At 48.9% G+C, this 25,907-nt stretch carries 24 protein-coding genes; all 24 read left to right on the top strand.

Annotated features, from left to right (window positions below; translation table 11 throughout):
- Positions 1-46: 46 nt before the first annotated feature.
- The 24 genes from ACSR9A_RS14035 (at position 47) to rpoD (ending at position 25,814) form a co-directional block, all read left to right on the top strand.
- Positions 47-586 carry a hypothetical protein gene (locus ACSR9A_RS14035; RefSeq protein ID WP_473757774.1) on the top strand — a complete coding sequence of 180 codons (540 nt, stop codon included), beginning with the start codon at positions 47-49 and terminating at the stop codon, positions 584-586.
- Positions 587-759: 173 nt separating this feature from the next.
- Positions 760-1,038 (top strand): sporulation protein YqfC, encoded by a 279-nt coding sequence (gene yqfC / locus ACSR9A_RS14030; protein WP_341278412.1) that lies wholly within the window; start codon positions 760-762, stop codon positions 1,036-1,038.
- 12 nt (positions 1,039-1,050) lie between these two features.
- A complete protein-coding gene (gene yqfD, locus ACSR9A_RS14025; RefSeq protein ID WP_473757773.1) occupies positions 1,051-2,244 on the top strand; it encodes a sporulation protein YqfD in 1,194 nt (397 codons plus the stop codon).
- Positions 2,245-2,250: 6 nt separating this feature from the next.
- Positions 2,251-3,222: a PhoH family protein gene (locus tag ACSR9A_RS14020; protein WP_338551966.1), complete on the top strand. Its 972-nt coding sequence runs from the start codon at positions 2,251-2,253 to the stop codon at positions 3,220-3,222.
- Positions 3,223-3,239: 17 nt separating this feature from the next.
- Positions 3,240-5,498 carry an HD family phosphohydrolase gene (locus tag ACSR9A_RS14015; protein ID WP_473757772.1) on the top strand — a complete coding sequence of 753 codons (2,259 nt, stop codon included), beginning with the start codon at positions 3,240-3,242 and terminating at the stop codon, positions 5,496-5,498.
- Positions 5,495-5,992, top strand: a complete 498-nt coding sequence (gene ybeY / locus ACSR9A_RS14010) for an rRNA maturation RNase YbeY (protein ID WP_473757771.1) — start codon at positions 5,495-5,497, stop codon at positions 5,990-5,992. Before ACSR9A_RS14015 ends, ybeY begins: the two co-directional genes overlap by 4 nt.
- On the top strand, positions 5,992-6,363 hold the full coding sequence (locus tag ACSR9A_RS14005) for a diacylglycerol kinase family protein (RefSeq protein WP_473757770.1): 372 nt from the start codon (positions 5,992-5,994) through the stop codon (positions 6,361-6,363). Before ybeY ends, ACSR9A_RS14005 begins: the two co-directional genes overlap by 1 nt.
- Positions 6,364-6,384: 21 nt before the next feature.
- Positions 6,385-6,831 carry a cytidine deaminase gene (cdd, locus tag ACSR9A_RS14000; RefSeq protein WP_341278407.1) on the top strand — a complete coding sequence of 149 codons (447 nt, stop codon included), beginning with the start codon at positions 6,385-6,387 and terminating at the stop codon, positions 6,829-6,831.
- Positions 6,831-7,754: a GTPase Era gene (gene era, locus ACSR9A_RS13995; protein ID WP_473757769.1), complete on the top strand. Its 924-nt coding sequence runs from the start codon at positions 6,831-6,833 to the stop codon at positions 7,752-7,754. Before cdd ends, era begins: the two co-directional genes overlap by 1 nt.
- 107 nt (positions 7,755-7,861) lie before the next feature.
- A complete protein-coding gene (locus ACSR9A_RS13990; RefSeq protein ID WP_338556873.1) occupies positions 7,862-8,020 on the top strand; it encodes a YqzL family protein in 159 nt (52 codons plus the stop codon).
- A gap of 53 nt (positions 8,021-8,073) precedes the next feature.
- Positions 8,074-8,820 (top strand): DNA repair protein RecO, encoded by a 747-nt coding sequence (recO, locus tag ACSR9A_RS13985; RefSeq protein WP_341278405.1) that lies wholly within the window; start codon positions 8,074-8,076, stop codon positions 8,818-8,820.
- Positions 8,821-8,980: 160 nt separating this feature from the next.
- Positions 8,981-10,519, top strand: a complete 1,539-nt coding sequence (locus ACSR9A_RS13980) for an MDR family MFS transporter (protein ID WP_473757768.1) — start codon at positions 8,981-8,983, stop codon at positions 10,517-10,519.
- A 364-nt stretch (positions 10,520-10,883) separates the two neighbouring features.
- The gene (locus ACSR9A_RS13975) at positions 10,884-12,044 is read left to right on the top strand and encodes a pectate lyase family protein (protein ID WP_473757767.1); all 1,161 of its coding nucleotides are present in this window, start codon (positions 10,884-10,886) and stop codon (positions 12,042-12,044) included.
- 326 nt (positions 12,045-12,370) lie between these two features.
- The gene (locus ACSR9A_RS13970; RefSeq protein WP_473758014.1) at positions 12,371-13,228 is read left to right on the top strand and encodes an ABC transporter permease; all 858 of its coding nucleotides are present in this window, start codon (positions 12,371-12,373) and stop codon (positions 13,226-13,228) included.
- Between the two features lie 39 nt (positions 13,229-13,267).
- Positions 13,268-14,149 carry a carbohydrate ABC transporter permease gene (locus tag ACSR9A_RS13965; protein ID WP_473757766.1) on the top strand — a complete coding sequence of 294 codons (882 nt, stop codon included), beginning with the start codon at positions 13,268-13,270 and terminating at the stop codon, positions 14,147-14,149.
- 45 nt (positions 14,150-14,194) lie between these two features.
- Complete coding sequence (locus ACSR9A_RS13960) at positions 14,195-15,808, top strand: extracellular solute-binding protein (RefSeq protein WP_473757765.1); 1,614 nt, start codon at positions 14,195-14,197, stop codon at positions 15,806-15,808.
- A 60-nt stretch (positions 15,809-15,868) separates the two neighbouring features.
- A complete protein-coding gene (locus ACSR9A_RS13955; RefSeq protein ID WP_341278399.1) occupies positions 15,869-16,843 on the top strand; it encodes a LacI family DNA-binding transcriptional regulator in 975 nt (324 codons plus the stop codon).
- A 129-nt stretch (positions 16,844-16,972) separates the two neighbouring features.
- Positions 16,973-18,001, top strand: coding sequence for a pectinesterase family protein (locus tag ACSR9A_RS13950; protein WP_473757764.1), 1,029 nt, complete (start codon positions 16,973-16,975; stop codon positions 17,999-18,001).
- Between the two features lie 390 nt (positions 18,002-18,391).
- Positions 18,392-19,273: a glycine--tRNA ligase subunit alpha gene (gene glyQ, locus ACSR9A_RS13945; RefSeq protein ID WP_473757763.1), complete on the top strand. Its 882-nt coding sequence runs from the start codon at positions 18,392-18,394 to the stop codon at positions 19,271-19,273.
- Positions 19,273-21,357 carry a glycine--tRNA ligase subunit beta gene (glyS, locus tag ACSR9A_RS13940; RefSeq protein WP_473757762.1) on the top strand — a complete coding sequence of 695 codons (2,085 nt, stop codon included), beginning with the start codon at positions 19,273-19,275 and terminating at the stop codon, positions 21,355-21,357. Before glyQ ends, glyS begins: the two co-directional genes overlap by 1 nt.
- Before the next feature lie 84 nt (positions 21,358-21,441).
- Positions 21,442-22,257: a pyruvate, water dikinase regulatory protein gene (locus tag ACSR9A_RS13935; protein WP_473757761.1), complete on the top strand. Its 816-nt coding sequence runs from the start codon at positions 21,442-21,444 to the stop codon at positions 22,255-22,257.
- A 37-nt stretch (positions 22,258-22,294) separates the two neighbouring features.
- Entirely contained in the window at positions 22,295-22,765 is a 471-nt protein-coding gene (locus ACSR9A_RS13930; RefSeq protein ID WP_473758012.1) for a YaiI/YqxD family protein, read from the top strand.
- 42 nt (positions 22,766-22,807) lie between these two features.
- Complete coding sequence (gene dnaG / locus ACSR9A_RS13925; protein WP_473757760.1) at positions 22,808-24,643, top strand: DNA primase; 1,836 nt, start codon at positions 22,808-22,810, stop codon at positions 24,641-24,643.
- Between the two features lie 34 nt (positions 24,644-24,677).
- The gene (gene rpoD, locus ACSR9A_RS13920) at positions 24,678-25,814 is read left to right on the top strand and encodes an RNA polymerase sigma factor RpoD (RefSeq protein ID WP_341278393.1); all 1,137 of its coding nucleotides are present in this window, start codon (positions 24,678-24,680) and stop codon (positions 25,812-25,814) included.
- Positions 25,815-25,907: the final 93 nt, after the last annotated feature.

Raw genomic sequence — 25,907 nt, 5'->3', positions numbered from 1 at the left:
ATAAAGTACGGGCGTAGCTGCTTACCCTGGAGGTGAATCTGAACCAGTGGAACATATATTTGAGTTTATTACAAAAAATATTTATTTCGTCGTTATTGTCGGCGGCTTTCTCCTGTCGATCTTCAATCGGGTCAGTGCAAAAAAACGGAACAATCCGCGAATGCCGGACTTTAACGGTCAAAGCGCTTCTGATACTGCCTATCCGCAGCAAGGAACAGCTGTGCAGCAGCAGTCTGGCCGTTATGATCAGGAAGAGGCCTACCAGGAATGGGACGACGACGCTGATTATGAGGAACGGTCAATTTCCTATCGCCAAGCGGAGGAGGAGGCTGAGCGTGAGAAGCAGCACCATCTGTCAGAGCTCTCCAGAGCGCTTGAGCGCACGCAGCAGCAGCAAGCAGCTGTAACAGCGTCACAGCAGCGTGAAGCCGCCGCAAGGCGCAGCAATCGGGCTAGCAGCGAGGCTGAGGTTGTTCCTGACACGCGTTTAGCACCTTTGAGCGCTGATGAGCTTCGCAAGGCGGTTATCTGGTCAGAAATATTGGGCCCGCCGAAATCGAAGCGGCCTTATGGCAAGGTCAGATAATATTAGCTTTACTTTTAAATAGCGCAGCTTTCAGAAATCCATTACGGATGACTGAAGGCTGCGCTATTTTTCATAAAACCAGCACCCCGCGCATAGCTTGATATAGTACGATAATGGGCCTTGTGTCATATTTAACGTCTGGCGAGCGTGATAAGGGGGACGATCCTTTACCTATGAACCGTTTAAAACGCAAACTTCGCAAAATGACAGCGGATATTCTGGATTTGCCCCAGGATGTCGTCTATGATCTTCCCCGGCTGACGATGATCGGCGATCGCCAGTTATATATTGAGAACCATCGCGGTGTCATACATTTTTCCAGCGAGCAGCTTAGGCTTGCGCTCAGCAAGGGCGAGCTTGAGGTGACGGGAAACTCGCTCGTTATTCGAACGATTTGGACAGAAGAGGTTTTTATTGAAGGTCAAATTACAGGCATAGCCTTGCGGGAGTAGGAGGGGAGCGGCTTGAAGCTGAAATGGTCGGACTGGGTACTGGGCGTCGTTACGGTTAATATCAGGGGCGGACAACCTGAGCGGCTTGTGAATCGTGCATTGGAAGGGGGGTTGCAGCTTGCGTCCATCGGTTGGACGGGCGATGGCAAGCTGCAGTTTGATGTGTCTGTGAGCGATTATTTTCGCTTAAAGCCTTTTTTAAAGGAGACAGGCTGTAGGGTGCATGTCGTAAAGCGGCAAGGGATGCCGTTTTGGTTGGTAAGGCTGGAAAAACGGAAATTTTTCATCGCAGGCATTGCGTTATTTTTCATTGGCATCTACTTGCTTTCCTCGCTTATATGGTCGGTTGAGGTTAAGGGCAACTTGAAATTAACGGAAGAGGAAATTATAGAGGCGGCAAGGCAGGAGGGGATTTTTCCGCTCCAATGGTCGTTCCGTTTGGAGGATACGGATATTATATCCAAGAGGCTCGTCAACAAGCTGCCGAAAGCAACGTGGATTGGGGTGGAGAAGAAAGGAACGAGAATCATCATTCAAGTGGCGGAAACGACAGAACCGGATCATCGGGAATTGGAAAATCCCCGCCACCTCATTGCGTCAGCCGATGCAGTCATTACGGAAATTTATACGGAACGCGGTCGTGCTGTCGTAAAGAAAAATGCGAAGGTCAAAAAAGGGCAAACGTTGATTTCGGGCACGATGGGCGGCGGCGCTTATACGCAAACGGTTGTGGCAAAGGGCTCGGTACGTGGGCTAGTCTGGTATGAGTTTAATATTGCTTCACCGATGTCGCAGCAGGTTAAAGTATATACGGGGGAAAAAAGGCAGAAGTGGTACGTCGTCATTGGCGGCAGAGCGCTGCAGGTGAGCGGCTACGGCAAAAATCCGTACGAGCAGTCGGAGACGATCGTGGAGGAGGATAAGGCGAACTTTAAAAGCATAAGCCTGCCCTTCGGTCGGATGAAGCAGACGGTAATGGAAGTACATACGGAAGAGCTGAAACTATCAGCGGATGAAGCGCGCGCGGGTGGAATTTTGCAGGCGAAAGCGAATGTTATGACGAAAGCGGGCAGCGATGCGGTCATCCGGGATGAAATTGTTTTGCATGAAAAGACGGAGAATGGTAAAGTTTATATGAAAGTTCTTTTTGAAGTAGAGCAATCGATTGTGAAAGAGATGCCCCTAGTCCAGATGCAAGGAGATTGAGGTTGTTTGCAAAATGAAACAATAGTCGTCAGAATTCCGCTGGAAAACGCGGGAGAAGGATTAGCGGTATTTGGTCCACAGGACAAGTTCCTAAGACTGGTAGAGGCGCAGTGCGAGTCCTCAATCACATCTCGTGAAGCAGAAATCGTCATTTCTGGTGCTGTGCAGGAGGTACGCTCGCTTGAGCAGCTGTTCAGCGTCATGCTGCAGCTTGTAAGAGGCGGCTACATGCCTTCAGAGCGGGACATGATGTATGCGCTTGATTTGGCCCGTACGATGCAGGCAGAAGAGCTTCTTGATTTATTCAAGGCTGAAATTACAACTACGTTTCGTGGCAAGCCCATCCGGGTGAAGACAATCGGCCAGCGCCATTATGTAAAGACCATTCACAAGCATGATGTCGTATTCGGTATTGGCCCAGCCGGCACAGGAAAAACCTACTTGGCTGTCGTGCTCGCTGTAGCCGCCTTAAAGCAGGGCTTGGTGAAGCGAATCATACTGACAAGGCCAGCTGTCGAGGCAGGCGAAAATCTCGGCTTTCTGCCCGGCGATTTACAGGAGAAGGTCGATCCTTACTTGCGTCCGCTTTATGATGCCCTGCATGATGTGCTGGGACCTGAGCAGACGGTAAAGGCTTTTGAACGCGGCACCATTGAGGTTGCCCCGCTTGCGTACATGCGTGGACGGACCCTTGATGATTCCTTTATTATTTTGGATGAAGCCCAGAACACGACGCCGGAGCAAATGAAGATGTTTTTGACACGGCTAGGCTTTGGCTCCAAGATGGTTATTACCGGCGACGTGACACAGATTGATTTGCCAAGAGGGAAAAACTCAGGTTTAATAGAGGCACAGCGGATTTTGCAAAATATAGACGAACTTGGCTTTATCTTTTTTTCCGAGCAGGATGTTGTCCGTCACTCCTTAGTGCAGAAAATCATTGTCGCCTACAATCAGGACGCTGAGAACAAAGCATAGAGAGGAATGTCCGCTCCATGAACCAGAACCAGAATCATTCCGGTAAACAGGGGAACCTGCAGAGCACCAAGGCTGCGGGGTGGAAACAGAGCGTAGCTGTCCGCTTCGTGCTCATGCTATTATTTGTGTTTCTGTTTTATTTCAGTCTTGCTCCGCATCTCGTTCCGGAAACCTATGATATTCAAGAGGGCGTTGCCAGCGAGAAGGATATCGTCGCTCCCCATCAAATACCGGACAGCAAGGCGACGCTGCAGGCGCAGGAGGAAGCGGCTAATCGCGTAGATGCGATCTATTCGAACGTTGCGCTGCGCAGCGAGCTGCTGCTGGGCGAGATATTTTCGCGTATGGAGCAGTTGAACCAGGACGATCAGGTAACGACGCAAAATAAAATCGATATATACCGCAATGAAATCCCTGGCCGGTATCCCGATTTTGTCGATAATTACGTCAAGGTGAACAAAGGCAATGGCACTTATAGCGATACGCTGCTCGATGAGATGGCGGTCGTTATCAAAGAGCAGGAATATGCGATTCCAGAGGAAACGTTTTATAAAATGCCGCGGATGTCGGTAGAGTCAATCACGGAAATGCGCCAGGTTGCGCAGGAGATCGTGCGCAAGCTAATGAGCGAGCAGCTCCGCAGCGCCGATGCTGCGCGTACCCGTGTGGCGGAGCTGGTGAACGCAAGCTCCCTCTCCGACCGGACTAGCCGTGAAATCGTGCAGGAGCTGGCGCGCTTCTCGATTATGCCGAACCGCTTTTTGGATAAGGAAGCAACGGATGAAGCGAAAATCCAGGCGAAGAAGAACACGCCTCAGGTGGTCATCAAGGAAGGCGATGTTCTCGTCAAGCGCGGTCAAGTCATTACGCCGGAAATGTATGAGCTGCTGAAGGATTCGGCGCTGCTGCAGGATAAACGCAATTATTGGCCGCAGCTTGGCTTGCTTATTTTGTCCATTTTGTTCATCGCGGCAATGTACAGCTATTTGCATCAGTCGGGCGGCATTTCCGGCTTGAAGCCGAAATATAATAATGCGCAAATTTTAATGCTGTGGCTCATTTATTTGATCAACATCGTTGTGATGATCATTATTTCATTGATCCAGACGGATGAGATCCCGTATGTCGGCTTCCTCGCTCCTGCGGCGCTGGGGACGATGCTGATTACGCTGCTGCTGGATATGCATTTGGCGTTGATTAGCTCGATTCTGTTTGCGATTATCGGCAGCATTGTGCTGAATTCGGGCACGGGGCAAAATCAAATTTTCGATTTCCAATACGGCTTTGTTATTATCGTTGTATCAGTCGCGGCTATCTTCTCGATTCATCGAGCGAGCCAGCGGTCGACGATTTTAAAGGCGGGCATTATGGTCAGCCTATTCGGTACGTTTTCCGTTCTTACGCTTATGCTGCTGACGGAGCGGCTGGATCAAGGGCCGCTTGTGTATTCGCTTTGCTTTGCCTTTGCGAGCGGCTTGCTTACAGCTGTGCTTGTTATTGGCCTTATGCCGTTTTTTGAAGTGACATTTGGCATTTTGTCGGCGCTCAAGCTAGTCGAGCTGTCTAACCCGAACCATCCGCTGCTGCGCAAGCTGCTCACGGAGACACCGGGAACGTATCATCACAGCGTCATGGTCGGCAATTTGTCGGAGGCTGCGGCTGAGTCCATCGGGGCGGACGGGCTGCTCTGCCGTGTAGGCTCGTTCTACCATGACATAGGGAAGACGAAGCGGCCGAATTATTTTATTGAAAATCAGACGAATATGGAAAATCCGCATGATTCGATTGATCCAAAGCTTAGCCGGTCGATCATTTGCGCCCATGCGCGGGACGGCGTCGATATGCTCAAGGCGCATAATATACCGAAGCCTATTCGTGATATTGCCGAGCAGCATCATGGCACGACGTCGCTGAAATTCTTTTATTACAAAGCGCTTAAGCAGGCTGAGGAGCAGGGGGAGGAGCCTTCATTTACGGAGGATGACTTCCGTTATCCTGGCCCGAAAGCGCAGTCGAAGGAAGCCGCCGTTGTCGGCATCGCCGATTGCGTGGAAGCGGCTGTCCGCAGCCTGCGCAGCCCTACGGTTGAGCAGGTAGAAGCGATGATCAACAAAATCATCAAAAGCAGGCTGGATGACAACCAATACAACGAATGCGATTTGACGCTCAAGGAGCTGGATAAGATCGCACAGTCGCTCAAGGAAAGCGTCATCGGGATTTTTCATTCCCGCATTGAGTACCCTGAGGATGTTAAGTCAAAGGAGCGTTTAGCATGAGTTTGCAGCTGGATTATAGCAATGAGCAGAATAAGGTAGACATTCCCGAGGCTTGGATCGCCCGCTTGGAGCAGCTGCTTAGGCTGGCTGGCGAAGCGGAAGGGATGACAACGGGCGAAGTGACGCTGACTTTCACCGATAATGAGCAAATTCATCAGTTGAATCGCGACTACCGCAATATAGATCGTCCTACGGATGTTCTGTCATTTGCAATGCAGGATGACGGCACGGATGAGCTGGACATCATTTTTGAAGTGGAAAGCGAAGATGAGCTTGATCCTATATCGGGTATGCTGGGCGATATCGTCATTTCCGTTGAGAAAGCGGTTGAGCAAAGCGAGGAGTATGGCCACTCGCTGGAGCGGGAAATCGGCTTCCTGTTCGTTCATGGCTTTCTGCATTTAATCGGTTATGATCACGAGACGGAAAGTGATGAGGCAGTGATGACGAGCAAGCAGGAAGCTGTGCTTTCGAAGGCTGGCTTGTCGCGTTAATGAAAAAATTCATACGCAGTTTAGGATTTGCGTGGGCGGGCATAGCATTTGGCGTGCAAAATGAGCGCCATATGCGCATTCATGTGCTGGTCGCTGCTGCCGTCATTCTGCTCGGTGCTTTTCTATCGCTTTCAGGTATGGAATGGGCACTGCTGCTGCTCACGATCGCACTCGTTATCGTAGCAGAAATGATTAATACTGCGGTAGAAAAGGTTGTAGATCTTGCAAGCCCGGAGCGCCATGCGCTCGCTAAGACGGCAAAAGATGTTGCTGCTGGTGCTGTACTGCTGGCAGCATGCTTTGCCGTCTTCATTGGTTTTATTATTCTTGGCCCGCCATTATGGCAGGTAATAACGGCGGGAAGCCAGTAATTTTAAGGGAGCTAATAATAAATGACAGTTACTTATGAAGGTTTACAGGAGAATTATGCTGCGCTGCTTAATCAGGCAGGTGAGGCGATGACGCGGGCATACACCCCGTATTCCAAGTTTAATGTTGGCGCAGCCCTACTGGATAACGACGGGCATGTCCACTTTGGCTGCAATGTTGAAAATGCCGCTTATGGTCCTGGCAACTGCGCGGAGCGCACAGCTATGTTTCGGGCCATCGCCGACGGCAAGCAGCCAGGTCAATTTCAGGCAATTGCGGTTATTGGAAATACGGAAGAACCTATTACGCCATGCGGAATTTGCCGCCAGGTGCTCGTTGAGCTGCTTTACCCGGATACGCCAGTCATTATGGGCAATCTGCGGGGCAACTGGTCGATTTCGACCGTCTCGGACTTGCTGCCTGGAGCATTTACACCAATGGTATTGAAAAAGGGGCAAGCTGAAGCCTAATGAGTACACCTACAACTGACAACCGTACAAACGGCAAATTTCGTTCCGGCTTTGTAGCCATCATCGGCCGACCTAATGTGGGCAAGTCTACGCTGATGAATCATCTGATCGGGCAAAAAATTGCCATTATGTCGGACAAGCCCCAAACGACACGCAACAAAATCCATGGCGTATACACGAAAGACAATACGCAAATCGTATTTCTAGACACGCCAGGCATTCACAAGCCGCAGTCCAAGCTTGGCGATTACATGATGAAAACCGCGCAAAGCGCGCTTCAGGAAGTTGAAGCTGCCCTGTTCCTTGTTGATGCAGCCGATGGCATTGGCGGCGGCGACCGTTTTATTATCGAGCAGTTGAAAAAGGTTAAGACGCCGATTTTTCTCGTGCTGAACAAAATCGACAAAATCGATCCAGAGCAGCTGCTGCCGATTATTACGAAATATAAAGACTTATATGATTTTGCGGAAATCATTCCGATTTCTGCGCTGCAGGGCAATAATGTGGAGACGCTAATGGATCAGCTGATCCGTTATTTGCCTGAAGGGCCGCAATATTACCCTGCCGATCAAATTACGGATCATCCGGAGCAGTTCGTTGTAACGGAGCTGGTGCGCGAGAAAATTTTGCATATGACGCGTGAGGAGATTCCACATTCCATTGCGGTTGCGATTGAGGACATGAAGGTGCAGGAAAATGGCGTTGTCTACATTGGCTGTGTCATCTATGTCGAGCGTGACTCCCAGAAGGGCATTATTATCGGCAAGAAGGGTGCCTTGCTCAAGGAAGTTGGCAAGCTTGCGCGCCGCGATATTGAAGCGCTTCTTGGCTCCCGTACGTTCCTTGAGCTGTGGGTTAAGGTCAAGAAGGATTGGCGCAACCAGGAGAGAGTGCTTAAAGATTTAGGCTTTAGAAACGACTAATGGGCCGCTTCTAATTTGACGAAAATTGCTAAGGATAACATTCATTCGATCAACGCAATCTAATACCGTCTGGAGCAGCATTTCCGAGGCGGAAAGGGTTGATACGATTGCGGAATTTTTCGTGGAAGTATTTTACATTGACCGGTGATGTGGAGTCTTATATGCTCTACAAGGAAATGGATCAGCTTGGAGAAGCGGATCATCCTAATGCTTTGCTCGGTGATGACCAGCAGTGGGCATCCGAGCTAGAAGAAGCTTCTCCTTAGTACAGTGGGCGCGCAGTCTGACTGTCTTAAGCAGGTCATGGGGGAGTTTCATTATGCTGTATCGTGTGGAAGGCATCGTTATTCGAAGCATGGATTACGGGGAAAATAATAAAATAATTAATGTGCTGACGAATACGAATGGCAAGGTAGGGATATTGATACGCGGCGCGAAGAAGGCTCGGAGCAGGCATGCTTCTCTCGCGCAGCCCTTTACATATGCGGAATTCACTTTTTTTCGCACAAGCGGACTTGGTACGCTGAATCATGGCGAGATTTTAGCATCCAACCATCTGCTTCGCGAACAGCTGGAGCTGACTGCTTATGCTTCCTATGCGGCAGAATTAACGGATAGGGCCATGCAGGAGGAGGATACCAGCTCTTTTCTATTCGAGCAGCTGAAAGCTTATTTAAGCGGCTTGGTAGAAGGGAAGGACCCGCAAATTGTGTCTCATCTTTACGAGATGAGAGTACTGGATATGTCGGGCTATGCGCCTGTACTGGATCATTGTGTAGAATGCGGCGGAGAGGATACTCCCTTCCGCATTAGTGCGGCCGCAGGTGGTGTATTATGCCGTCGCTGCGGTCACAAAGACCCCCAAGGCATCGTATTGTCTGAAGCAGCGTATAAGCTGCTGCGGTTATTTGTCCGAATGGATTTGCGCAGGCTTGGTTCTATACAAGTCAAGCCAGAAACGAAGCAAGAGCTTAAGAAGGTAATGCGTATGCTGATGGATCTGCATATTGGCATTCCACTGAAGTCGCGCGGCTTTCTGGATCAGCTTGATAAATATAGCTTATAAGGAATAGCGTTCGGTCCCAGGACCGAGCGTTTATTCGTTCTCTCGTCTAATAGGACGCTAGGAGGAGATTGTTTATAATAACAAAGCTAAGCGGCGCAAGGCAATACGCTACAACTAGAGCTTTTCAAATACAACACATCACTTCAAGGGGGAATTTTTCATGTCTGCGAGTCAAAGTAGACTTGGCTTCGTCGTAGCAGGGTTATTGCTGGCCATCTTCGTTGCATCGATCGATAATACGATTGTTTCAACGGCTATGGCAACGATTGTGAGCGATCTAGGCGGTATGGACAAATTTGTATGGGTTACCTCCGCATATTTGGTAACGGAGATGGCGGGAATGCCGATTTTCGGCAAGCTGTCCGACATGTACGGCAGGAAACGGTTTTTTATATTAGGCATTTTCTTATTTTTACTCGGATCGGTACTTTGCGGAACCGCAGAGTCCATCACACAGCTCAGCATTTACCGGGCTATTCAAGGTATCGGTGGCGGCGCCATGCTGCCGATTGCCTTCACGATTGTATTTGACGTGTTTCCAGCTGAAAAACGGGGCAAAATGGGCGGCTTGTTTGGAGCCGTATTCGGCACCTCAAGCTTATTCGGTCCGCTGGTTGGCGCCTATTTTACCGACTACATCAACTGGCGCTGGATTTTTTATATTAATATTCCGTTTGGAATTGTAGCTTTGCTGTTTATTTTATTGTTTTACAAGGAATCGATGGAGCACTCCAAGCAAAAAATTGACTGGTGGGGAGCCGCAACACTTGTGGGCTCGATTGTCAGCTTAATGTTCGCTCTTGAGCTTGGCGGCAATGAATACGCTTGGGATTCGGCCCAAATTTTAGGGCTGTTCGCGACTTTCGCTATTTTGTTTATTATTTTTATTTTTGTTGAACGCAAGGCGGCTGAGCCGATTATTTCGTTCAAGATGTTCCGTGTGCGCCTATATGGCGCAAGCACGGGAGCTGCCCTATTTTATGGCGCAGCCTTTATTACAGCAGCTTTGTACATTCCGATTTTTGTGCAGGGGGTGTACGGAGGTACGGCTACTAGCTCTGGCCTGATGCTGCTGCCGATGACGTTAGGCTCGGTATTTGCAGCGCAAATGGGCGGTGTTCTCGCTAATAAAATGCCATATCGCAACGTTATGGTGCTGTCCGCCATTATTTTTATTGCAGGCATTGTATTGCTCTCAACGATCAGTCCGGAAACGACTAAATGGACGCTTGCCTTCTATATGTTCATTACCGGCTTTGGGATTGGCTTCTCATTCTCGGTGCTTGGAATGTCCACCATCCACAGCTTCGATATGAGGCAGCGTGGTTCAGCGAATGCCACGATGTCGTTTATACGTTCGTTCGGGATGACAGTGGGCATTACCGTGTTTGGGATTATTCAGCGCAACAGCTTCACGAATGGCATGACCGACGCTTTTTCAGGCGGCAGTGGCGGAGCGGCGCTTCCTACTGAAAATGTCCGGCAAATTTTAACCCCTGAAAAAAGGGAGTCGATTCCCGCGGAAATAATGGATAAAATCGTTGGCGCGCTGTCGCATTCGATTTCCACAACGTTTATGTGGTCGATTGTGCCGGCTGTGCTGGCGCTTGCTTGTGTACTGCTGATGGGTAATTCCTCGATGAAAGAACTGATCGAGCGGGAACGGATGCAGGCAGGAAAATTGGCAAAGGGAAAATAAGGAATGGTGAGGGAGGGGAGCAGGCCGTGGGCCCGCTCCCTTTTTTTGCAGCAAGAGTGGGTTGCCTCAAAAGGACCCCGGCGCGCTGCTTGGCTTTTTCTTCGATAACCGCTATCCGCAGCACTCCCTTGGTCACCGGTAACTCGAAATGTTGCTGCATAGGCTGCTTTTTGTATGGCCCCTGTTATGAAGCTGTTCCTCACAGCTTGCAAAAAAAGAAAATACTATCCAAAATTTACAAAAAGATGTATAATCAATTCCATCTTGTAAGCGCTTACTATTAGATTGCTGGCTTTCAGGATAGAAAGGAGGATTCGATTGTTCAGCAGCACCACTTCACCAAAACCCAAGAGGAGGTAAGGCAATGCTTTTGAAAAAATGGTCGATGGTTTTACTGAGTACGTTAATGGTCAGTGCTTGTTTAGTTTCAGCGCCCGTATCAGATTTTGGTGTATCTAAAGCTTCAGCGGCTTCAACAGGCGGATATAGCACGACAAACGGCTCTACGGCTGCAGCGGTCACCGTGACCAACCTGGCTGAGCTGCAAGCGGCCTTTAACAGTGGAAAGCACCACATTATTGTTAGAGGAAACATTTACGGCGGTTCGCAATTAACGACGCTGACATTTGCAAGCACCAGCTGGAACAATGTTACGATTGAAGGAGCGGCGGGTGGACAAGCGGTTCTGCAAAATATTCAGCTCAAGTTCAGCGGCGAGCTGCTTGCGGCAGGAACGAATATTGAAAATATCGTCATTAAGAACATTACCTTTTACGGAAAAATTCAGGATTTGCAAAATCTTTCGGGCGCAGCGACACAGCCAGGCGGCAGCGGCACCAACTATTTGGGCGTATCCTTCCGCCGGGTGACGAACGCACTCGTTGACCATTGCACCTTCTACAACATCAGTGACGATTTGCTGCTCGTTTCGCAAAAGTCGGATAATGTAACCCTCTCCTATAATCATTTCTACTTCACAGACAGCTGGGTAAATATGAATCCGAATCCGCTTTGGAATTGGGTAGGCGTTAATCAGGATCTCGCCTCTGAGCGTCTTGCGCTCATTATTGGCTCGAATGCCAGCGATTCATACACCTACGGCGGCGGCAAGCTGCATGTCACGATGCATCACAACTGGTTCGGCCCGAATATGAAAGGCCGTCCGCTGATGAGAGGCTTTGTTCATCTGTACAACAATTATTTTGATAACAGCACAACGCCGAGCGGCAACAATTCAGCCGGATTTAACCAGCAGCAATACAATGCGAACCAGATTGGCAGCGGCAGCGTCATTTTTTCCGAACGCAATTATTTCTACAAAACGAATCAAAGCAACCAGGTAGGACTAGACAGCTCATCACATGCCTATACGTTTTATGAGCGCAACAATTTTTACAACCAGACAACTGGAGCATCGGCTGCTGGAGCTGCATTCCCAACATCGCTGCCGTTCCCATACAGCTATTCGCTGGATGCTGTTCAGAATGTTCCGAATATCGTGCAAGCGAATGCGGGGCCCCATTAATCTGACGAATCAAACGAAAGCTGAAACCCAGTGCTGGCGGGACTTTAAAAAATTCTAAATCGTTTTCATTGCCAAAACGAAAATAAACTGCTAGAATGATAAAAACGTAATGAAAACGCATACATTTATTCTAAAATTACAACGTTGTAAATTTTGGTTAGGGGGAATGATGAGTAGATAATTTGCCTGTTAGTGGTCGATTGGAGTCAGCGTCATATTCAATTTTTCAAACGTTGTAAATTTAAACCTGAGGGGAGTGGATTTTATTGAATAGCCGCACTGCGACTCTGATTAGGCTAATCAAACGGGACAAATATTTACTGCTCATGTTTTCCCCTATTTTTATTTATTATTTAGTCATTATGTACTTTCCAATGCCGGGCGTCATTATGGCTTTCAAAAACTTTACGCCGGGAAAGGGCATCTTCAGCGGGGATTGGGTGGGGTTAAAATGGTTCATCCAATTTTATGACTCGATTTATTTTTGGAGGCTGCTCCGCAACACCTTTTTGCTTGCTTTTCTACCGCTGCTGTTCGGCTTTCCGATTCCGATATTATTCGCGATTTGCATAGTCGAAATTAAAAACAGGGCATTCAAGCGCTTCGCCCAAACGATTACGTATTTGCCGCATTTTATTTCAACCGTTGTCATTGCCGGCATGCTGATCAACTTCCTGTCGCCGACGGATGGCATCGTCAATATTTTGCTGGGGAAATTGGGACTTGACCCAATTAATTTCATGATGGAGCCGGGATGGTTCCGAACGATTTTCACCAGCTCGGACATTTGGCAAAGCTTCGGCTTTAGCTCCATCATCTACATTGCAGCTATTATGAGTATTGATCCGGAAATGTATGATTCGGGAAAAATCGATGGGGTCAACAAATTTCAGGAATTATGGCATTTAACGCTTCCAAGCATTAAACCTACGATTATTATTTTGCTGCTGCTGTCGCTTGGCGGCATTATGAGCGTAGGCTTCGAGAAAGTATATTTGCTCTATAACGCAGCAACGTATGAAACAGGAGATGTGCTTTCGACCTATGTATACCGAATGGGGATCATCGGGCAAAACTACAGCTTCGCAACAGCCATTGGCGTATTCAATTCCATCATTACTTTTATTCTCGTATTTGCGGCGAATCAATTGACCCGTCGGGCAACGAACATGTCGCTATGGTAAAAGCGCACACCTTACAAGCCGCTGGAAAAGGAGTCTGGTATGAAAAAATCTAGCACAGATCTGATTTATTATGGCCTCGTGTATTTCATAACTTGTGTGGCCATTCTCGTAACCTTATATCCTTTCCTCTATGTCGTCAGCGTATCATTCAGCTCCGTCAGCGCGATTGACAAGCAGCAGGTGTTTTTATATCCAGTCGATTTCACGATTTCGGGGTATAAAATGGTGCTTCAGTACAAGGAGTTGTGGGTTTCCTTTTACAATACGGTATGGTACACCGTTGTCGGAACGACGCTGAACATTGTCGCCACCTGCCTGGCCGCTTTCCCTTTGTCCAGAGCGCAATTTTTCCTAAGACGCAAGCTGAATTTCTTCATTGCCTTTACAATGTATTTTTCCGGCGGATTAATTCCGCTCTACATGCTGCTGACGACACTTGGCCTTTACAATACGAGATGGGTTATGGTCGTTCCAGTGCTCGTCATTACGTTCAACGTCATGATTTGCCGCTCGGCCTTTGAGGGCATTCCGAAGGAAATTTTCGAGAGCGCCTCCATCGATGGAGCGAATGATATTACAATGCTGTTCCGGCTCGCCGTACCAATCGTCAAGCCAACGCTTGCAGTGCTGACCTTGTATTACGCGGTGTTTCACTGGAACAATTTTTTCTCCGCGCTGCTTTATTTAGGCAATCAGGAGCTGCAGCCGCTGCAAATTTTTCTGCGAAGGGTGCTCATTATGGCATCTCCGGAAATTATGCAGCGTATGGGAGGTGCGACGTCGACGGCCTCGCTTGCGGTATCCTCTCTGCAGGTCAGGTATGTATCTATCGTCGTAAGCATCTTGCCTATTATTATGATTTACCCTTTTATCCAGCGTTATTTCGTTAAAGGCATTACGCTAGGCGCAGTGAAAGGCTAACGACCGCATGTAAACTCGGCTTTTACTAATGGGAGGGAACGTTAAATGGCACAACAGTTAAAAGGGACAAAAAGAGTATTGTCGGTCATGATTTTGGCAACAGCCTTGGCGGGATGCAGCAACAGTGGAGCACCGGCAGCAACAGATGGGAATGCTGCACCAGCGGCAAGCACAGCAGTGGAGTCGGGACCGGCCTACAACGGGTCAGGACCGATAACCGACCAAGCTAATCAGGAGCTGTCCTTACTAGGAACGAATGCGTGGACGACGAATGTGGACCTGGCAACGGCAGAAATCGTCAAGCAGATTGAGAAAAATGCCAATGTGAAAGTAAACTGGGAGCTGCTGCCTCCGCAAAACTATCCGGATGCTGTAGGGCCGAGGCTTGCAGCTGGAACGGATTTGCCTGACATTGTGTATTTGCCCGACAAGGACCAGACGATGAAATATTTAAGTAGCGGAATGTTTCTGCCGCTTAATGAGCTGTACGAGAAATATGGCGTCAATTTGAAGGAACTTTATGAAAAATCGCCAGATATTAAGGCCAGCCTGACAACGCCAGATGGTAAAATGTATTATATCCCGCAGCAGACGCTGACGAAAAATTACATGCCAGAGTTTATGGTAAATGAAAGATGGCTGAACAAGCTAGGCCTTCAAGAGCCGACCACACTCGACGAATTTACGGAAATGCTGAGAAAATTCAAAACGGATGATCCGAATGGCAATGGCAAGCAGGATGAAATTCCAATGTCGATGGACCCGAAATTTATACCGATGGCCTTTGGACCGGTGTTTGGCATGGATTTGTCGAGTAATTTTTACGCTGATGACAGCGGTAAAGTGCATTATGGCTACTACGAGCCGGTATACAAGGAGTATTTGACTTACCTGAACGGCTTGTATAACGACGGTTTGCTGGGCGTTGATTTTGCCAGTACGACAGCGGATCAAGTGACATCGAGATTTTCGCAAAATATAACCGGAGCGACGTTCAACTTCAGCTGGTATACATCCATGGTTTACAGCCCGCTGTTCGCGGACTACAATCCGGAGGAGCCGCTCATTCAAGGCATTTTGCCGCTGAAAGGGCCGCATGGTGACCAGTTTTATGTAGGCCGTACGCCAGTAAGCGGGATTTTCGGCATTTCCAAAAATGCGAAAAACCCTGAGCTGGCCTTCAAATTTCTGGACTATGCTATTGGCGAAGAAGCGCAAACCTACTACACTTGGGGTATTGAAGGCGTAACATACGAAGAGAAGGACGGCAAGAAGCAGTTCACCGAGAAGGGCAAGGACAATGACTTCATTCAAAAATACGGCATTGGCCCGGTCAACCTGCCTAGCGCACAATCGACGGATTCTGCGGATTCCATTGTAGCGCCGTGGCATAAGGAGCGTGACAAGGAGCTTGAGCAATATATCCGTCCACCATTCCCTAACGTATATGCGCTGCCAGAGGAAGCAAGCGTTGAGAATATGTCGATGCCGGACATCCAAACGTATGTAGATGAAATGAATTTGAAATTCATTACAGGAAAAGAAAGTCTTGATCAATTCGATGCTTATATTGCAAACTTAAAAAATATGAATATTGAACAAATCATTGCGGGCAGGCAGGCTCAGTATGACCGGTACTTGGCTGCCTCGAAATCCTAGCTTCCATAGCATGGGGCAAGAGGGCCGCAAGCGGTTGACGGGAAAGGTGTGGGCTTAGGAATGGTTACTATAAAGGACATCGCCAAGCTTGCAGGAGTAAGCTACAGCACAGTTTCCAAGGCATTGAACAATGATCCGCTAATTAAACCGGCAACTAGACAGAAGGTGCTGGAAATCGCGGAAAAATATCAATACCGAAAAAATATTATGGCGCAGCAGCTTTCTTCGGGCAAAAGCAATATTATTGGCTTTGTTCTGGATGAACTCAGCAACCCGCTCTTTTCCAATATCTCGAAAAATTTGCATAGCGAGCTGAAAAGCCGCGGCTATCAAATGATTTTGGTCATAGCGGGCGATGGGGTAGACATCTTTAGTCAGCTGCGAGTGGATGGCTGTATTTTTTGGGAGTATATGCTGGATGATCGGGAGGCGTTCTGGAAGCTCGTCTCCTCGATGCCAATGCCATGCTTCGTACTCGGCGCTGATGAAAACCCGAATTCGCCTTATATTAAAATCGACCGCAAAGAAGGTATCTTCAAAGCGGTCGAGCATTTGAAAGCGCATGGCCATGAGCGTATTGGGTTTATCGGCAACTCCCAGAACATTAAAATTGAAGGATATAAGGAAGCGCTGCAGCGGACGGGCTTGGAATTTTGTCCAGAAAGTGTGCTTCCGGCGTATTCCTCTTGGGAAGACGGTTATTTTGCCGTACGCAATTATACGTTCACGAGCAGCTCGCCAACCGCATTCATCGGCCTCAACAACTTGGTTACACGCGGGGCGCTGCGTGCTTTCATTGAAGCGGGCTTCCAAGTGCCGCAGGATATCTCCTTAATTGGTTACGATGATTTGCCGGATATGCAGTATGCCGAGGTCGCATTGACGACGATCGGCCCGCCGCTTGGCGAGTTGGCTGTTCAGGCGGCTGAGCTGATCGTTGCGCTTATACGGGGTGAAGACGCTAAATATCCGGTCGTCATCCAGCCACAGCTGTATTTGCGGAATTCGGTAGCGGCTTGCAAGGAGCGAATGTAGCTTGAAGGAGGACATTGCAATGCAACAGACAAAGAAGCTTGCCTGGACGCTGCGGACAGCGGAAGCGATTTTTCAGGAGACGGACGAGAGCAGGCAGCAGGCTTTTCCGGCGGAGGTGTAGCGGCTAGAATGAAAGCAGAAGAAGCTAAGGTTATCCCTATAGTAGTAGCCCCTGACGGAAGCGGCGATTTTACGTCTATTCAAGCAGCTGTTGATACCGTTCCAGCAACGAACCAGGAGCGGGTTGTCATTTATGTTCGCAATGGGTTTTATAAGGAAAAGCTTCATATCGAAAAGCCAATGATCAGCTTAATCGGCGAAAATGTGAACGAGACGATCATCAGCTTTGACGACCATGCCACAAAAGCATTTCCGGACGGCGAGCTCTATCATACGTTTTATTCGTATACTGTGTTCGTAGGAGCGGATGATTTTATAGGAGAAAATATGACGTTGATCAATTCGGCAGGTCGCGGAGAAAAAGTGGGTCAAGCGCTCGCGCTTTATGCCGATGGCGATCGCGCCTGCTTCCGCAACTGCCGCTTAATTGGCCATCAGGATACGCTGTTTACGGGGCCGCTGCCGGAAGTTCCAATTGACCGTAGTTTTTTTGGCGGTCCGCGGGAGGGAGCTCCAAGAAGGCAGTCTCGGCAATATTACGAGAACTGTTATATAGAGGGCGATGTTGATTTTATATTTGGATCGGCGACGGCGCTGTTCAACCGCTGCGAGATTTTTGCTAAAAATCGCGGCGCGACAGAGCCTGGGGCGATTAACGGATGGATTACCGCTGCGTCTACCCCAGAGCATGTTCCTCACGGATATGTATTCAACGAATGCCGTTTGACAGGAGATGCTCCTGCCGGAAGCGTATATTTAGGCAGGCCATGGCGCAATCATGCCAAAACGATTTTTATTAGCTGCTGGATGGGCAAGCATATTGCTCCTGCCGGATGGGATGATTGGAACAAGCTTGATGCCCAACTGACGGTTTATTATGCGGAATATGCAAGTACAGGACCAGGCGGCTCCAGAGACAAGCGAATTAGCTGGTCGCAGCAGCTTACAGCCGACCAGGCAGTGGAGTATACTCTGGCCCAGATTTTGGCTGGTGCCGATGGCTGGTCTCCGCATCAAGCTGAGCAGCTGCTGGATTAGACGGCTTTCAGCCTGTAAGTTTGACAATGGCATGCAAAATGTTTATGATAAACAGATATAAATATCGGACAATGATGGAGAAAGTAGTTGTGATGGTTGCAGCTTTAGCGATTCGGGGATAGTGAGAGCCCGGAGCGGACCAGCAGCGAAAGGGCACTCCGGAGTCGCGTTTAAGAAAGCGGGTTTTCTTGCGCAGCAAGTAGAGAAGAACTAGTGTACGACTAACTGGTTATTGTTGCTGCAGTCAAGAAAGCCAAGTAGGGTGGAACCGCGGGAGATCAGCTCTCGTCCCTATGTCTGGCGGCAGACGTAGAGGCGAGAGTTTTTGCGTTCCCTTGAGACTGCCGCTGCTGGTGAAATAGCAAAAGCAAAAAAAGGAGCGGAAAAGGTATGAACTTTCAGAGCATGATATTAACGCTGCAGCAGTTCTGGGCCGAGCAAAATTGTATTTTGGTGCAGCCTTACGATGTGGAAAAAGGCGCAGGCACGATGAACCCAATGACGTTTTTGCGCTCTATTGGGCCAGAGCCTTGGAATGTAGCTTATGTGGAGCCTTCTCGCCGTCCGAACGATGGCCGTTATGGTGAAAATCCGAACAGGCTGTACCAGCATCACCAGTTTCAAGTTATTTTAAAGCCGTCGCCAGACAATATTCAGGAGCTTTATTTGGAAAGCCTTACTCGGCTCGGTATTGATCCGAGGGACCACGATATCCGTTTCGTTGAGGACAACTGGGAAGCCCCGACGCTTGGCGCATGGGGACTTGGCTGGGAAGTATGGCTCGATGGCATGGAAATTACGCAGTTTACTTATTTCCAGCAGGTGGGCGGCATTGATGCAAGCCCGGTAGCCGTGGAAATTACATATGGAATGGAGCGTCTTGCTTCCTATATTCAGGACAAAGAAAATGTGTTTGATCTTGAATGGGTTGACGGCGTAACGTACGGCGATGTGTTCAAGCAGCCGGAATATGAGCATTCCAAATATACGTTTGAGACGTCTGATACGGCCATGCTGTTCTCTTTGTTCAATATGTACGAAGAAGAAGCAAAGAAGACGATGGAGCATAATCTTGTGTTCCCGGCCTATGACTATGTGCTGAAATGCTCGCATGCGTTCAATCAGCTTGATGCGCGCGGCGCGATCAGCGTGACGGAACGGACGGGCTACATTATGCGCGTGAGAAATTTGGCACGCCAAGTGGCTGCGACGTATTTGGAAGAGCGCGAGCGCCTTGGATTCCCGATGCTGAAAGAAAGGAGCGAGGCGTAATGGCTAAGGATTTATTGCTGGAAATTGGTTTGGAGGAAGTTCCTGCGAGGTTCGTAAGAGGTGCTATGAATCAGCTTAAGGAGAAGCTGGTAAAATGGCTTGCAGAATCGCGTATTGCTCATCAAGATGTACAAGCGTATGCTACGCCGCGCCGGCTTGCCGTTTTGGTGCAGGGTGTTGAAGAGAAGCAGGCGGATGTCAATGAGCAGGTGAAAGGCCCATCCCGCAAAATTGCCCAGGATGATCAGGGCAACTGGAGCAAAGCTGCGCTTGGCTTTGCACGCAGTCAAGGCGCGGAGCCGGAGCAGCTTTATTTTCAAGAGCTTGCAGGAGTAGAATATGTATATGCGAACAAAAGCAGCATCGGTATTGATACGGCGGCTGTATTGTCCGAAGGTTTGACGAATTTGATTACCTCCATGTCGTTCCCGAAAAATATGCGTTGGGGAAGCTACGATTTGAGGTTCATTCGACCGATAAAATGGTTATTGGCTCTTTATGGCCAAGATGTAGTTCCGTTTGAAATTACAGGTGTGCGCAGTGGAAACAGCAGCAGAGGACATCGTTTCCTCGGGGCTGAAACAACTGTAACTGAGCCTTCGGCGTACAAAGAACGTTTGCGTGAGCAGCATGTTGTCGTTGATGTAGAAGAGCGGGAACAAATCATCGTCGCTCAAATTGAGCAGTTGGCGAAGGAGCAAAACTGGGAAATCGCCATCAATCAGGATTTGCTGGAGGAAGTGCTGTTCCTTGTCGAGATTCCGAATGTGCTGTATGGTACATTTGATCCCGAATTCCTCAAAATTCCGCAGGATGTGCTCATTACGTCGATGCGTGAGCATCAGCGGTATTTCCCGGTGCTGGATGGCAAAGGTCAACTGCTTCCATACTTTGTAACGGTTCGCAACGGCGACCGGAACAAAATTGACGTTGTAGCAAAAGGCAATGAAAAAGTGCTTCGCGCCCGTCTTTCTGATGCTAAGTTCTTCTATGAGGAAGATCAGAAGCTTGCGATCGGTGACGCGCTTGCGAAGCTTGAAAACATTGTTTATCACGAGGAGCTGGGAACGGTTGCTAATAAAGTCGGCCGTATCAGCGCTTTGGCTGATTTGCTTGCAGCAAAACTTCAGGTGGATGCAGCTACTGCAGCGCATATTAGCCGTACAGCTGATATTTGTAAGTTCGACCTGGTAACCCAAATGGTCGGCGAGTTTCCAGAGCTGCAAGGCATTATGGGCGAGGATTATGCCCGTAAAGCAGGCGAGAACGAGACGGTTGCTGCTGCCATTAATGAGCATTACCAGCCGCGTTTTGCTGGAGATCGCGCTCCTGCCTCGATCACTGGCGCAGTTGTTAGCCTTGCAGATAAGCTGGATACGATTGTCGGCTGTTTCTCCATCGGCATTATTCCAACTGGGTCGCAGGATCCTTACGCTCTTCGCCGTCAAGCGGCTGGTGTCGTGCAAATTATTTTGGCACAGCGTTTGAATTTGCAGCTTAGCGACTTGTTTGATGCGGCGCTTGACGTTCATGAGGCAAGAGGCATGAAGCGCAGTGCAGATGAAGTACGCAAGGATTTAACGGAATTTTTCGCGCTTCGTGTGAAAAATGTGTTGTCTGAGCAAGCAATTCGTTATGACGTTGTAGATGCTGTAATGGGTGCAGGCTTCAACAATCTGCTGCTGACAGTGGAGCGTGCAGCTCTATTGAATGCACAAGCTTCGGGCGCAGACCGCGCAGCGTTCAAGCTGATTGTGGATGCTTTCAATCGCGTCAGCAATTTGGCTGCCAAAGCAACGACTAAAGCTGTAGACGAAGCCTTGTTTGCGGAGCCAGCTGAATCGGCGCTGTACAAGGAATGGCAGGCGGTTCATGCATTGTTCCAGCAAGCTGTTGCCGGAGGAGAAATTGCTGATGCTGCAGCGAGGCTTGCTGCGCTGAAAGCACCAATTAATACGTATTTCGATGCTGTAATGGTTATGGCGGAAGATGAGAAGGTACGCGCTAACCGTTTGGCGACCTTGGCTTTAATTGCAGAAGATATAGCGGTTGTGGCGGATTATTCGAAGCTTGTCTGGTCATAGGATCACGCAGAAAATAACCGCGGCAATCGATGAATCGCTCATCTTCGAAACAACTTCTAACTAAGAAGGGGAGGATGATAAAACATGACAAAATCGATGACAGATGTCATTATTTATGTCGTTTCGGATGCTGCTGGCGATACGGGCGAACTTGTTGTAAGAGCTGCCGTCGCACAGTTTCATCCGATTCAGACGGATATCCGGAGAGCGCCTTTCATTACGGATGTAGCGGCGCTTGAACGGGTAGTCCGCCAGGCTCAGGAAGCGGGAGCGATCGTGTTGTTTACGCTCGTCATCCCGCATTTGCGCGAGGCGATGGGCAAGCTGGCAGAGCAGTATGATACCGTGTCGATTGATCTGCTCGGCCCGCTCATCCAAAGTCTTGAAGTGAAGACGGGACAGCAATCGCGGCAGGAGCCAGGGCTAAACCATGTGCTGGATGAAAACTATTTCCGCAAGGTGGACGCTGTTGAATTTGCTGTCCGTTACGATGACGCGAAAGATCCTTCGGGTGTGCTGAAAGCCGATATTGTGCTCATCGGCGTATCCCGAACGTCTAAGACGCCGCTATCGATGTATTTGGCTCATCAGAAATACAAGGTGGCGAATATCCCGCTCGTACCAGAGCTTAAGCCGCCCGCAGAGCTGTTTCATGTACCGAAGGCGAAAATTATAGGGCTGACGATTGGCGTGCCCTATTTGAACATCATTCGCAAGGAACGGCTCAAGGCGCTTGGGCTGCCGAACAGCGCATCTTACGCGGCGACGGACCGCATCGAGAAGGAGCTGCTTTATGCGGAGTCCATCATGAAACAGTTGGGCTGTGTCATTATTGACGTATCCCATCGTGCGGTCGAAGAAACGGCAAGCCTGATTATGGAGCATATCCGCTTCACTTAGGGTGCTATTCTAGAGAAGAAACGAGCGGTGAGTCGTTATTTCTATAAAAAAACCTACCATAATCGTTGATGGAGATGCTTGTCCCGTCAAAGTGGAAATTAAGCAAATTGCCCGCAGCTTCTCGTTGCCAGTGCTAATGGTTTCTTCCTACGATCATCACCTTGCAGCAGAAGAGGGCGTTTCGGTTGTACAGGTGGAGGCGGGGAAAGATTCCGTAGACATGTATATCGTCAATCATTTGCTGAAGGGCGATGTCGTTGTTACCCAGGATTTCGGCCTCGCTTGCATTGCGCTTGGCAAGGGGGCACTTGTCCTTTCGCCGCGCGGCGAGCAATATACGGATGACAACATCGATTATTTGATGGAACGCCGTCATGAACAAGCCAAACGCAGGCGCAGCGGTGGCAAATCCAAGGGTCCGAAAGCCATGACAACGGAAGATCGAGATCGATTTCAACAAAAGATGACAAAAGTTTTGCAAAGCGAGCAGGAGAAACATGACATTTAGCGAATATTATTTACGTGTTACTTAGGATGAAGGTGATGAACGATGACATACGGTAATAAAATACCGGAGGAGGTCATAGATGCGGTACGCCGTCATTATGACATCGTAGAGACAGTCGGGAAGTATGTTCATCTCACGAAGCACGGCAAATACATGAAAGGGTTATGCCCTTTCCACTCTGAGAAGACCCCATCGTTTACGGTCACGCCAGAGCTGCAAATTTTCCATTGTTACGGTTGCGGTAAGACCGGACATGTCATACGATTCGTGGAAGAGATCGAAGGCTACTCTTTTCCAGAGGCGGTCAGAGTGCTTGCCGAGGAAGCAGGTATGCCTGTAACCTGGACTGGCGCCGAGGGCAGTCAGCGCGAAGAAGTTGACTTAGACCGCTTAGCCATTGTTGAAGCTCATCAGTTGACAGCGAAATTGTATAACTATCTATTGAATAACACACAGCATGGCAAAATTGCTAAAGACTATTTGCTTGATAGGGGTCTCAGGGAAAAGCAGATCGACCACTTTATGATAGGGTATGCGCCGGACCAATGGGACACGCTTAACCGATTTTTAACAGCAAGAAATTTTGACCCAGCTTTAATGGAAAAGGGCGGTTTGTTATCGGCTAAAAATGACGGCAGCGGTCATGTTGACCGTTTCAGAAGCCGAATCATGTTCCCGATATGGGATCGTGACGGCAAAGTGATTGCTTTCGGTGGAAGGGTAATTGGTGACGGCGGGCCCAAGTATTTGAACTCCCCGGAAACGATGCTGTTTACGAAGAGCCGAGTTTTTTACAATCTGCATCATGCAAGGCCAGCTATTCGCAAGAGCAAACAGGTTGTTCTTTTTGAAGGGTATATGGATGTTATTAAATCTTGGAGTGCAGGCGTAAATAATGGTGTTGCCACGATGGGTACAGCATTGACTGAGGAGCATTGTGCCATACTCGGAAGGCAGGCGGAGGAGATTATCCTGTGCTATGACGGCGATGATGCCGGACAAGCAGCTGCTTTGAAATCCATTCCGATGCTCGAGAAGGCCAAACTTAGAGTCAGAGTGTCCATCCTGCCAAAGGGCAAGGATCCCGATGAGTATATTGAGGAATACGGCCCCGATACCTTCCTTAGGGAAGCAATCGACGGAGCGGCAACCACCACAAAATTTAAGCTTATATATTCAAGGAAAAACCATATACTGCTAACAGAAGAGGGCCGGAAAAACTATTTGCTCGAAGCAGCTGCCATTGTTGCAGATCTTGATTCCGCTATTGAACGCGAAGTTTACTTACAGGAGTTGTCCCGCGAGTTTAATTTCCCCCTTGACGTTTTGAAGCAGGACTGCCAAGCTAAAGTGTTGGAGCTGCAAAAAAAGAAGCCGCAAGGGGATAATAACGATAATTCGTGGAATAATGGTAGGAATGAAAATCGCCGTAGTTCGGGCCCTCCATCCTTGCTGCCCGCATACATCAAGGCGGAAAGGCGTCTGCTCCATGTCATGATGCGTGACCGGGAAGCGGCGCTCGCGGTGCACGACAGGCTTGGCGAAGCGTTCAATGTGGAGGATCATGCAGCGCTTGCTGCTTATTTGTACGCATTTTATGCGCAGGATCATGATCCAGATGTCGGACGCTTTATTGGTTCGCTTCAGGATGAACGCCTGGAGAGAGCAGCGGCAGCCATTTCAATGATGGAGGATGTTCCTTTTGACGAGGACATATTAGCCGCTGATATCGAGGATATTAGCAAGGTGCCCGCATTCAGGGAACTTGAGCTTAAGAAGGAAGAAGCGGTACAGGCAGAACGTGCCGGGGATTATATGTTAGCCGCGCAAATGCACACTGAGATTAATGCCCTAGAGAGACAGCTTAAAGGACGATAGAGGCTTGGGTTTCTAGGGAGGAGGGAGTCGGAATATGGCGAATGATCAGCATACTGGATTGGAAGCTGAACAAAAGCTGGATCAAGTCAAAGACCAGCTGATTGAACAGGGTAAGAAGAGATCCTCCCTAACTTATAAAGAGATTATGGAGAAATTGTCGCCTTTCGACCAGGATCCGGAGCAGATTGACGAGTTTTTCGAGCAGCTGGATGATCAAGGGATTGAGGTTCTCAACGAAAATGATGAGGAGCGTCATAATCCGCTTGATAATCGTGAAGGAGAACAGGAAAGAGAACAGGACGACTTTAATTTTGATGATGATTTGGCGCTTCCGCCGGGCATCAAGATTAATGACCCTGTTCGGATGTACTTAAAAGAAATTGGACGCGTGCCGCTGCTTTCTGCTGACGATGAAATTGAACTCGCACGCAGAATCGAGAATGGCGACGAGGAAGCTAAGCGCAGACTGGCTGAAGCGAATCTTCGTCTCGTGGTCAGTATTGCCAAGCGCTATGTTGGACGCGGCATGCTGTTTCTCGACTTGATTCAAGAGGGCAATATGGGTCTGATTAAAGCGGTTGAGAAGTTTGACCATCTGAAGGGCTTTAAATTCAGTACGTATGCGACATGGTGGATTCGCCAAGCGATTACACGGGCGATTGCCGATCAGGCGCGGACGATCCGGATTCCTGTTCATATGGTGGAAACGATCAACAAGCTGATCAGAGTATCGCGTCAATTGCTGCAAGAATTGGGACGCGAGCCATCACCGGAAGAAATTGCTGCCGAGATGGAGCTGAGCACGGAAAAAGTTCGGGAAATTATGAAGATTGCACAAGAACCCGTATCGCTGGAGACGCCGATTGGCGAAGAAGACGATTCCCATCTTGGCGATTTCATTGAAGACCAGGAGGCGCTTGCTCCTGCGGATGCAGCTGCTTATGAGCTGCTGAAGGAACAGCTTGAGGATGTGCTCGATACGCTTACCGAGCGTGAAGAGAACGTATTGCGCTTGCGCTTCGGTCTTGATGACGGACGTACAAGAACGCTGGAAGAAGTGGGCAAGGTATTTGGCGTAACCCGCGAGCGGATACGGCAAATTGAGGCGAAGGCGCTTCGCAAATTGCGTCATCCGAGCCGCAGCAAACGCTTGAAGGATTTTCTCGAATAAATCGTGTTTTAGAACGGTAGGCAGGTTTTATAACGCGATATAGCTATAACGTTTTACCAGATCAGACCTTTCTGCATGAACGAGCAGCAAGGT

This window comes from Paenibacillus sp. R-74696, from assembly GCF_055814915.1.
This window is presented reverse-complemented; position numbering and strand designations above follow the sequence as displayed.